This window comes from Bacillus sp. M13(2017) (assembly GCF_002218325.1).
GTDB lineage: Bacteria > Bacillota > Bacilli > Bacillales > Bacillaceae_G > Bacillus_A > Bacillus_A thuringiensis_K.
In genome coordinates, this window is record NZ_KZ268505.1 from 299829 (window position 1) to 309359 (window position 9531).

Genomic DNA, 9531 nt, shown 5'->3' on the forward strand with positions numbered 1-9531 from the left:
AAAGTTGGAGGAAATACATCATGGAATTGTTTCAATTACCGAAAGCATTCCTGCAAATGAATACAATTTTTATCTCCATATTAATCGAGGCACTTCCTTTCGTGCTCATTGGTGTATTTATTTCAGGATTCATTCAAATGTTTGTTACAGAAGATATGGTAGCAAAATGGATGCCGAAAAACCGATTTCTGTCTGTTTTAATGGCTACTTTTTTAGGGATGATGTTTCCGGGCTGTGAATGTGGAATCGTTCCGATTGTAAGGCGATTAATCGGAAAAGGGGTTCCGCCATATGCTGGAATTGCATTTATGTTAACTGGGCCAATTATTAATCCAGTTGTTTTATTTGCAACATACGTTGCCTTTGGAAGTAGTATGCACATGGTATGGTATCGTTCTATTGTAGCGATTATTGTAGCCATTATCGTTGGAATTATATTATCATTTATGTTTAAAGAACATCAATTAAGAGATGATCACTTCCCAGAAGTGAATCATAAGCGTCCATTACGTAAAAAAATGTGGGATGTGTGTACGCATGCTGTTGAGGAATTTTTCTCGATGGGAAAATATTTAGTATTAGGTGCGTTAATTGCGGCTGCAGTTCAAACGTTTGTACAAACTTCAACACTTCTTGCTATAGGACAAGGGCCGTTCTCTTCACCAGCTGTTATGATGGGACTTGCTTACATTTTATCACTTTGTTCAGAAGCAGATGCATTTATTGCTTCGTCATTCCAAAGTACATTTTCAACAGCATCACTTGTCGCGTTCCTTGTTTACGGACCAATGGTGGATATTAAAAATATGTTTATGATGCTTGCGACATTTAAAACAAAATTTGTAATTGTCGTTACAGTTACAGTTACACTTGTTGTTTATGCAAGCTCACTACTCATTTATGCGATAGGGTGGTAGGTTATGTTTCGAGCGTATATATTATTAGGTTTTACAATATTAATTGCGCAGCTTCATATTTCAGGCAATATTACGAAGTATATCAATATGAAGTATGCCTATTTATCAACAACAGCAGCTATTATTTTAGGATTCTTAACGATTGTTCAAATTATTATCGTTTTCCAAAAAGAACATCAAAAAGAGAAGGAACAGCACAATTGTGGTTGCGATCATAGCCATTGCGGACATGATCATTCAAAAGATGAGAATACGTGGTGGAAAAAAGCATTTTCGTACACATTGTTTTGTTTTCCGATAGTCACAGGATTGTTTTTCCCGATTGCAACATTAGATTCCGACATTGTTAAGGCGAAGGGATTTCATTTTCCAGTAGCACAAGCAGAAAGTAAAGATCCATTTATGACAAGGCAATTTCTAAGACCTGATACGAGCATTTATTACGGGAAAGAAGGATACCGAGGTGTAATGGAAAAAGGTAAAAAAGAATTTGTTACGAAAGATAGTATTAATTTAAAAGACGAAGATTTTCTAAAAGGGATGGAGACAATTTATAATTATCCTGGTGAGTTTACTGGGAAAAAATTATCCTATAAAGGGTTTGTTTTCAGAGATGATTCATCTAAAAAAGAACAATACTTCTTATTCCGTTTCGGTATTATACATTGCGTAGCAGATTCTGGTGTGTATGGTATGTTAGTGAAAAAACCAGAAGGTGTAGAGTGGAATAATGATGACTGGATTCAAGTAGAAGGAGAGATAACTACTGAGTTTTATCAGCCGTTTCATGCAAATATTCCTGTATTAGAAGTAACAAAATGGAATAAAGTTGAACAGCCGAAAGAACAATATGTATTTAGAGGAGCCGATTGATAAAATCGGTTCTTTTTTGTGGACTAAAAGTTCTGAATGTTGTTAATATTAAATGTGTAGTTCATTTAGTATAGTGACTATTAAAATGTTAGGGATAAATCATTAAAGGGGTGATAACAATGACGGAAGTAAAAGGAAAAACTGCCAATGAGTCAAGAGTGTTCAAAACGAGCCGAGTATTTCCAACAGATTTAAATGATCATAACACGCTATTTGGTGGGAAGATATTAGCGGAGATGGATATGGTTGCTTCTATTTCAGCATCCAGACATTCGAGAAAGGAATGTGTCACAGCATCTATGGACTGGGTTGATTTCTTACATCCTGTTCGTTCTTCAGATTGTGTTAGTTATGAATCTTTCGTAATTTGGACGGGGAGAACTTCGATGGAAGTGTTTGTGAAGGTAGTGGCTGAAGATTTAATCTCAGGTGAGAAGCGTATAGCGGCAACGTCATTTGTTACTTTTGTTGCACTTAGTAAGGAAAATAATCCAGTTCCTGTACCGCGTGTTATCCCTGAAACAGAAGAAGAGAAAGAATTACATCGTATTGCTGTATTACGTGCAGAACAGCGTCATATACGTAAGGCAGAGAGTAAGAAAGTAGCTACATTGTTAACTTTTTGAGATGAATATTTAGCCATTTAAGTTACTATAGCAGGCGGAAATGATTTTAAAATGAAAAGCGGACACCTAAAAAATAGGTGTCCGCTTTTATAATTTTTTCATCCACATATCATATGACAGTAGCTACTTAGCAGAAGCAAGCAGCACCGACGATGATTAAGAGGATAAATAATACGACTAATAGCGCAAATCCATTACCATGTGCGAAGCCCATTGTTATTTCCTCCTTTTATTTTAAGATACAACATACAATATGCAAATGAGCTATTGTTTGATATGGACATATATCATGTAATGACATATTTTCTTGAATGATAATGTAATAAAAAAGGGAAGATATAGAAATAACAGTAAGTGGAGAAAGGAATTTATCCATGAAGTACTTTTTCGCTATAATCCTTTGTTTAATAGGTGTATTCATTTGGATGAATATCGATGTAGAAATGGGGAAGGAAATGGCTAGTGAATATGAATTAGGAAAAGTTCGATTAGGTGAATTTCAACTATATACGAACGGTGAAGAGTTATATAGGAAATTATTTGACGATATAAACGATGCAGAAAAGTATATATATATCCATTTTTATATTGTAGGAAAAGACGAAATAAGCCAAGAGTTTTTACAGTTATTAGAGAAAAAAGCATCTAGCGGAGTAGAAGTGAAATTGTCAGTCGATCGGGTAGGCGGATATAAGCTGAAGAAAAAGGTAATTAGCCGATTAAAAGAAAACGGTGTGAAGTTTACATTTAGTAAAAAACTGAAACTGAAAAATGTGTTCTATTCTTTGCATCAACGGAATCATAGACGTATTGTTACGATTGACGGAAAAGTATCATATATCGGCGGCTTTAACATTGGAAAGGAGTATCTTGGACAAAATCCGAAATTTGGTCCGTGGCGTGATTATCATGTACGAGTCAAGGGGAATGGTGCCACGGATATGGAAAGAAAATTTGCTGCTGATTGGAAAGAAGATACAGGAGAAAAAATGCCTATACATGAAAGTATACCTACATTAGGGAATGTGAAATATCAATATTTATTTTCAGATGGAAAAGGTTTATGGGAAAAATATGGAGCACTATTAAAGCAGGCTAAAAAATCTTTAATTATTGCTACGCCATATTTTGTACCAAGTAAAGAAATGATGAAAGAGTTAAAAGATGCATTAAACCGGGGTGTCAATGTGAAAATTCTCGTACCGTTTAAAAGTGATGCCATATTGTTAAAACAAGCTGCTTATCCGTATTTGAAAGAGATGAACCATGTTGGAGCTGAGATCTATCAATATCAGAATGGTTTTTTTCACGGGAAAGTAACAATCATTGATGGAGAAATTGTTGATATTGGGACAGCGAATTTTGATAATAGAAGTTTTTATTTAAATTGTGAGTCTAACTGTATCATATATGATAAAACAGCTGTTGATGAAGTATGGAGTCGATTACAGGTAGACTTTCATAAATCAAAAAGATTTTCAGAAGAAGACTTTGAGAAAATTAGTAAATGGGATTGGTTTTTAGCAAGAATAGCAAACGTTATAGCATCATATTTATAACATATAGACAATAGAGAAGGGAGGCACTTTCATGGACTGTATGAAAGAATTAATGAGATATAGTTATATGCTCATATATCAGGTTGGGGAGTATACAGTAGAGGTGAGAGACGAAGAATTAAAGGAGTTATTGCAGCAGCATTTACCATATATGTTACAAGCATATAATGAGCAAGTGAACTTTCAAGAAGGAGAGAATGTACAGCATATTACTTGTGAACCTCTTCCATTTCATTTGCATGAAATAGAAGAGGAAACGGAATATAAAGATACAGGAGATATCTATATTGCTACTGCATATATTTCGCATTTAAAACGATTAGCACTAAAGTTTGCTCAAGTTGCAGTGGAAGTTGCTAATCCGGAGTTTCGCTCATTTTTGGAAAATTGTTTCCTGAAAATGAACCGTTACGCTTATAGTGTGTGGCAATATGTTATGAAGAAGGAATATAAGATTACACATCTATATGAAAATGAAAAGTTTGCATGAGAAACTAAGGCGGAATGGTATGCGCCTTAGTTTTTTACGTCCATTGAGAGAAAATAACTAGTTTTATTGTGTATCGATTGGAAATGGAATATATAAATTAAAATCAAGTTTTGTTATCAGAAAATTTACAATAATTTACCGTATATTTACTGTTTTTCAATCTCTCCTTTAAAAATAGAGAGTAATATGGGATTGTACATATTCTATCACAAGGAGGAAACGCAAATGAACAAATGGGTTAAATCATTGACTGCTATGGCACTTGCAAGTTCTTTATTAATGGTAGGTTGTAGTAAAGGTGAGGATAAGAAGAAAGAAGAAGATACAACTACACAACAAGAGGACAAAAAGGATAAAGAAACAAGTGGAACTGAGAAGTCTACGGATTCTAAAGAAAAGAAATAAAGTGATAATAGAGCTTCCTCTTACATATGAGGAAGCTTTTTTGTTGTAATTTGATTGAGAGTATTGAAAAATAGAGAAAGAAGGAAAGAGGAGGGAAATAAATGAAAGTATGCATATTGGGAGCAACGGGACGAGTAGGTTCAAATATAATAAAATTAGCACTAAAGGATTCAGCTGAAGTGACAGCATTAGCACGTGATTTAAGTAGAATAGAAATACAACATGAAAGGTTGCGAGTGATAGAAGGTAATGTATTAAACGAAAATGATATAAAGAAAGCGATAGAAGGAAGTGATATAGTAATTAGTGCACTTGGAACGGATCAAAATGGAACATTAGCGAAGAGTATGCCACAAATTATAAAGGAAATGGAAGAAAAAGGGGTTCGTAAAATCATTACAATAGGAACAGCTGGTATTTTACAAGCAAGATCAAATCCCAATTTATATCGTTTTCAATCAACGGAATCCAAAAGGAAAACGACAACGGCAGCAGAAGATCATTTGGCTGCATATAAGGTACTAAGTAATAGTAATCATTTATGTTGGACAGTTGTTTGTCCGACACATTTAATAGACGGTGAGGCGATAAAGGTATATCGAACTGAAAAAGATATATTGCCAGAAGGTGGATCAAAAATTACAGTAGGTGATACAGCACACTTTGCATGGGACCTATGCAAGAAAAACATATATGAAAATAGTCGAGTAGGTATTGCATATTAAAAAACCATCCCGAAGTCGGGATGGTTAAAAGATGATATAACATACGAAGATGATAATCATAATGATTTGGAGAATTGCTTTCGCTACTGTACTGCTTAAAAAACCAACTACAGTAGCGACTCCAACTAGAAAGGCATCTTTTGGCGCTTTTTTATGCACTAGTTCTGTTATAAATACTGATAAGAACGGTATGATAATAAGTCCGAATGGGGGGAAGAAGAACGATCCGACAATGATAGAAATCATTCCGACACGTTCGCCCCATTTAGAACTACCGTATTTTTTTAAAAAATATCCATTTGCAATAAAGTCAGCAACGAAAATGAAAAGAGTAAAAATGATTTGAATAATCCAAAAAGAAGTTGTTAATTCTCCTCCATTTATACCGAAATGGTAAATCAAATATCCAGCCCAGACAGCTAGTATGCCAGGGATAATTGGATAAATAAAGGCGAGAAATGAAACAACGAAACAGGCAATGATACAAATTGTTAATAAAACAGTCACTTTATAGCTCCTTTTTAATATCTAGTTTATGTACAGCAACTTTTTTGACTTGATGTCCATCAAGTTCTAATACTTTAAATTGAAAACCAGCATATTCAATGGAATAGCCAGCTTCAATATTTAAGTCAATTGCTTGAGAGAGAAGCCATCCTCCGATTGTATCTAAATCACTATCATCGATATGTAGGCCAAAGATATCATTTACTTCAGAAATAAGCACCTTTCCATCTAAAACAGTAAGCTTAGGCGTACGTTTTTCAATCATAGGTGATTCATCCGCATCGAATTCATCTTGAATTTCTCCAATGATTTCTTCAAGAATATCTTCCATCGTTAAAAGCCCGGCAGTTCCACCATATTCATCCATAACGATTGCCATCTGAACACGATTTTTTTGAAGATGTACTAACGTTTTACGAATTGGAACTGTTTCAAATACAGTTAGAACAGGATGTATATAAGATTCAAGTGGTTTATAAATACCTTTTGTTTGATCATGGAATACTTCTTTCGTATTGATCATCCCGATAATATCATCTTTATCTTTTTCAATGATTGGATAGCGTGTATATTTTTCAGTAGCGACGATATCCATATTTTCTTCTAACGTATTTTCAGTAGATAGGCAAATCATTTCGGTACGAGGAACCATAATTTCTTTTGCAACTCGATCATCAAATTCAAAAATATTATTTACATATTTATATTCGGTTTGGTTTATTTCACCACTTTTAAAACTTTCACCTAATATGAGTCGCAATTCCTCTTCAGAATGAGCCAGTTCATTTTCTTTCGCAGGTTCTAATCCGAGTAGTTTTGTGAAAAATATAGCTGTACTATTGAGCAGCCAAATGAATGGATACATAATTTTATCAAATAAAATAAGCGGTCTTGCAAATTTAAGTGTGATTGCTTCTGCTTTTTGAATTGCGAAAGACTTTGGAACTAACTCACCTAATACAACGTGGAAAAATGTAATAACGCTAAAAGCGATAATAAAAGATAAAGTGTTAGCCATTGTTCCAGTAATATTAATTTTTTCAAAGAGCGGTCGTAGCAAATGTTCTACAGTCGGTTCACCAAGCCAACCAAGCCCTAAAGAAGTGATTGTAATCCCGAGCTGACAAGCTGATAAATAAACATCTAAATTTGATATGACACTTCTTGCAGCTAAAGCTTGTTTATTACCTTCATTTGCAAGTTGGTCAATTCGACTTTTTCGTACTTTTACAACAGCGAATTCTGATGCAACGAAAAAGCCAGAAATAAGAATAAGTACAAAGATGAGAAAAATATTTAATATGTCCAAGTGTATTCTCCATTCCAAGGTTTGGAATAAAGATGTCACCTCCTGCAATTATGTTATACTTTTATAATAAATCCAAATGAAAAGAATAGTCAAAGGAAAAGGGTAAATATTGGTATGTTTCTGTAATAGTTTTTGAATTTGCTGTTATTTTGTCCGCTATACAAAAGGAATAACCCTCTACTTTTAGATTATAGAGGGTTATTTCAAATTAAGGTTTTGGAACACTTCTCGTTAAAGTGTATGACTGTTGCTTGGAGTAATTTGTGGTCCATAGTGTTTGAAGGAAAGAAAGCATGCTATAAGGGATATAGAGTAGTAATAAGCCGATTGTAACAATTATGGGGGAATTTCCGCCAAATTGAACGATAAATTGTAACAGTCCATTTGCATGAAAAACGCATTCCATAAAAACGAATGAAAGAATAATGGAACCTAAAATTGATTTATGATTCGAAGTAAGCGCCAAAAACAATGTATCCACAAGAAAAGAATCATGTTTTATTTCATATTCATTTTTGTTTTTCAAGAAAGGAATCCATTTTTGTACTGCTTGCATAACGATAATCATGGAAGTACTACATACGATAATAAAAGATGAGTAGTAAGGAAGGTTTATAAATTGTGCAACGTATAGAAGTAGTAATAAGACTGAACATTGTAATACTACAGTGCAAAAAGAGTAAGGTATCCAATTTAATACAGTAGTAAACTTTTTAAACGAGTTAGGTAATTTGAAAAATAAATGGCCGATACCCAAACTTATGAAAAATCCGATCGCAAGGGTAAAAGTAAAACGAACAATCGATATAAAATATATTTCCCATATGTAAGGGAATAATGGTGTTGAATGATTAGAAGTATGTATCATTTGGTTTGCTGAGAAAAAGATAGATTCATGCATCCAATCAACCTTTGGAATTGATATAGAAGAAAGCTGTGCGAAGTTTTGAAAAATGCTAATAAATCCATTTTGATAAGAGTAATTGTGTGTAGTAAAAAGAGCTGGAATAGGACTTATGGCAAAAATAACAATAACACCAATTATAAATTTACATATATGTGAGCGTAATAAGGACATATAACCACCTGCTCTTTGAATATTCAGAAAATTCTTATTCTTATTTTAGCTTTTTTTGAAAGAAGTTACAATATATTTTTCATTCAGCAATTCAGAGAGAAGATTTGATAGCAAAAATATGCAAGTGAAGGATTGATGAATAAATTATGACAAGAAAATGAATAATTTTCAGAAAAATAAAATAAATTATTTATTTTTTTCTGAAAATATAATATAGTTATGGCACAGAAAGTATTTTAACATAAGGAGGCTTTTTATGAGGATTAAAGGGAATTACGTGCCGAAAAGGGAAGTTTTACTGTGCTCAAGTTCAATTACGATAGGGGAAGCGTTAGAGCATTTAAATAAAACAGGGTATCGTTGTGTACCAGTTTTAGATGAAAAAAAAGAGAAATTTTTAGGGAATATATATAAAGTAGATATTTTAGAATATAAAGGATCACTTGATGAGAGTGTAATACAATTATTAAACGATAAAGAAGGATTTGTGAGAGAAGATTCATCTTTCTTTAAAGTATTTTTTACAATAAAAAAATTGCCTTATTTATCAGTAGTTGACGAAAAAGGGGTTTTCCTTGGAATTTTAACGCATAAAAAAGTTTTTGAGTTATTAGAGGATGCATGGGGCGTTCACTCTAGTAAATACTCTGTCATGATTGGGACGCAAGACTATAATGGAGCAATCCAAAAGTTATCGACAGTTTTAAAGAAATACACTGGTATTCAAAGTTTGATGACTTTTGATAATGATGCCTTATTAGTTCGTAGAATTATGTTTACATTAGGAGAAGAGTTTAACGACGGTGAATTAGAGACATTATTGAAAGATTTAGAAGATCACGGATTTAGAGTTGTGTATGTGGAAGAGATGAAAAATCCACGTGAAGTTGAAACGATAGAGTAACATAACAAAAGCCATCTAATTTGAAGTGCACCCCAATTGTTAGACACAGTCTAACAATTGGAGGTGCATTTTTTATGGCTAAATTTTCTTCAAAAGAAAAAATCCAAGCGGTGAAACGATATTTAGATGGTACAGAAA

Annotated in this window: 12 protein-coding genes; 8 read left to right on the forward strand and 4 right to left on the reverse strand. The window is 33.4% G+C overall.

Features of this window, described 5'->3' with window-relative positions; all coding sequences use genetic code 11:
* The first annotated feature begins 20 nt into the window (after positions 1–20).
* The 3 genes from CGQ22_RS16610 (at position 21) to CGQ22_RS16620 (ending at position 2416) form a co-directional block, all read left to right on the forward strand.
* Positions 21–917, forward strand: a complete 897-nt coding sequence (locus CGQ22_RS16610; protein ID WP_000418723.1) for a permease — start codon at positions 21–23, stop codon at positions 915–917.
* Between the two features lie 3 nt (positions 918–920).
* Entirely contained in the window at positions 921–1790 is an 870-nt protein-coding gene (locus CGQ22_RS16615; RefSeq protein ID WP_000488052.1) for a TIGR03943 family putative permease subunit, read from the forward strand.
* 119 nt (positions 1791–1909) lie between these two features.
* Positions 1910–2416: an acyl-CoA thioesterase gene (locus CGQ22_RS16620; RefSeq protein ID WP_000141164.1), complete on the forward strand. Its 507-nt coding sequence runs from the start codon at positions 1910–1912 to the stop codon at positions 2414–2416.
* 127 nt (positions 2417–2543) lie between these two features.
* Here the strand turns inward: CGQ22_RS16620 and CGQ22_RS16625 are convergent, their stop codons facing one another.
* A complete protein-coding gene (locus CGQ22_RS16625) occupies positions 2544–2630 on the reverse strand; it encodes a YjcZ family sporulation protein (protein ID WP_000505094.1) in 87 nt (28 codons plus the stop codon).
* A 160-nt stretch (positions 2631–2790) separates the two neighbouring features.
* Here CGQ22_RS16625 and cls point away from each other — a divergent pair, with 160 nt between their 5' ends.
* The 4 genes from cls to CGQ22_RS16645 all read left to right on the forward strand — a co-directional run bounded on the left by cls (position 2791) and on the right by CGQ22_RS16645 (position 5595).
* Complete coding sequence (cls, locus tag CGQ22_RS16630; RefSeq protein ID WP_003300934.1) at positions 2791–3975, forward strand: cardiolipin synthase; 1185 nt, start codon at positions 2791–2793, stop codon at positions 3973–3975.
* A 31-nt stretch (positions 3976–4006) separates the two neighbouring features.
* Positions 4007–4465, forward strand: coding sequence for a spore coat protein (locus CGQ22_RS16635; RefSeq protein WP_000340562.1), 459 nt, complete (start codon positions 4007–4009; stop codon positions 4463–4465).
* A 225-nt stretch (positions 4466–4690) separates the two neighbouring features.
* Positions 4691–4870, forward strand: coding sequence for a hypothetical protein (locus tag CGQ22_RS16640; RefSeq protein ID WP_001045967.1), 180 nt, complete (start codon positions 4691–4693; stop codon positions 4868–4870).
* Positions 4871–4971: 101 nt separating this feature from the next.
* A complete protein-coding gene (locus CGQ22_RS16645; RefSeq protein ID WP_000861628.1) occupies positions 4972–5595 on the forward strand; it encodes an NAD(P)-dependent oxidoreductase in 624 nt (207 codons plus the stop codon).
* 24 nt (positions 5596–5619) lie between these two features.
* Here CGQ22_RS16645 and CGQ22_RS16650 read toward each other — a convergent pair whose 3' ends face one another.
* The 3 genes from CGQ22_RS16650 to CGQ22_RS16660 form a co-directional block, all read right to left on the reverse strand.
* Positions 5620–6102, reverse strand: a complete 483-nt coding sequence (locus CGQ22_RS16650) for a DUF456 domain-containing protein (protein WP_000217337.1) — start codon at positions 6100–6102, stop codon at positions 5620–5622.
* Between the two features lies 1 nt (position 6103).
* Positions 6104–7411, reverse strand: a complete 1308-nt coding sequence (locus CGQ22_RS16655; protein ID WP_000353731.1) for a hemolysin family protein — start codon at positions 7409–7411, stop codon at positions 6104–6106.
* Positions 7412–7619: 208 nt separating this feature from the next.
* The gene (locus tag CGQ22_RS16660; RefSeq protein WP_000055273.1) at positions 7620–8489 is read right to left on the reverse strand and encodes a hypothetical protein; all 870 of its coding nucleotides are present in this window, start codon (positions 8487–8489) and stop codon (positions 7620–7622) included.
* A gap of 256 nt (positions 8490–8745) precedes the next feature.
* On the opposite strand from CGQ22_RS16660, the gene cbpA reads away from it, so the two are divergent.
* Positions 8746–9393 (forward strand): cyclic di-AMP binding protein CbpA, encoded by a 648-nt coding sequence (gene cbpA, locus CGQ22_RS16665; RefSeq protein WP_001220526.1) that lies wholly within the window; start codon positions 8746–8748, stop codon positions 9391–9393.
* Positions 9394–9531: the final 138 nt, after the last annotated feature.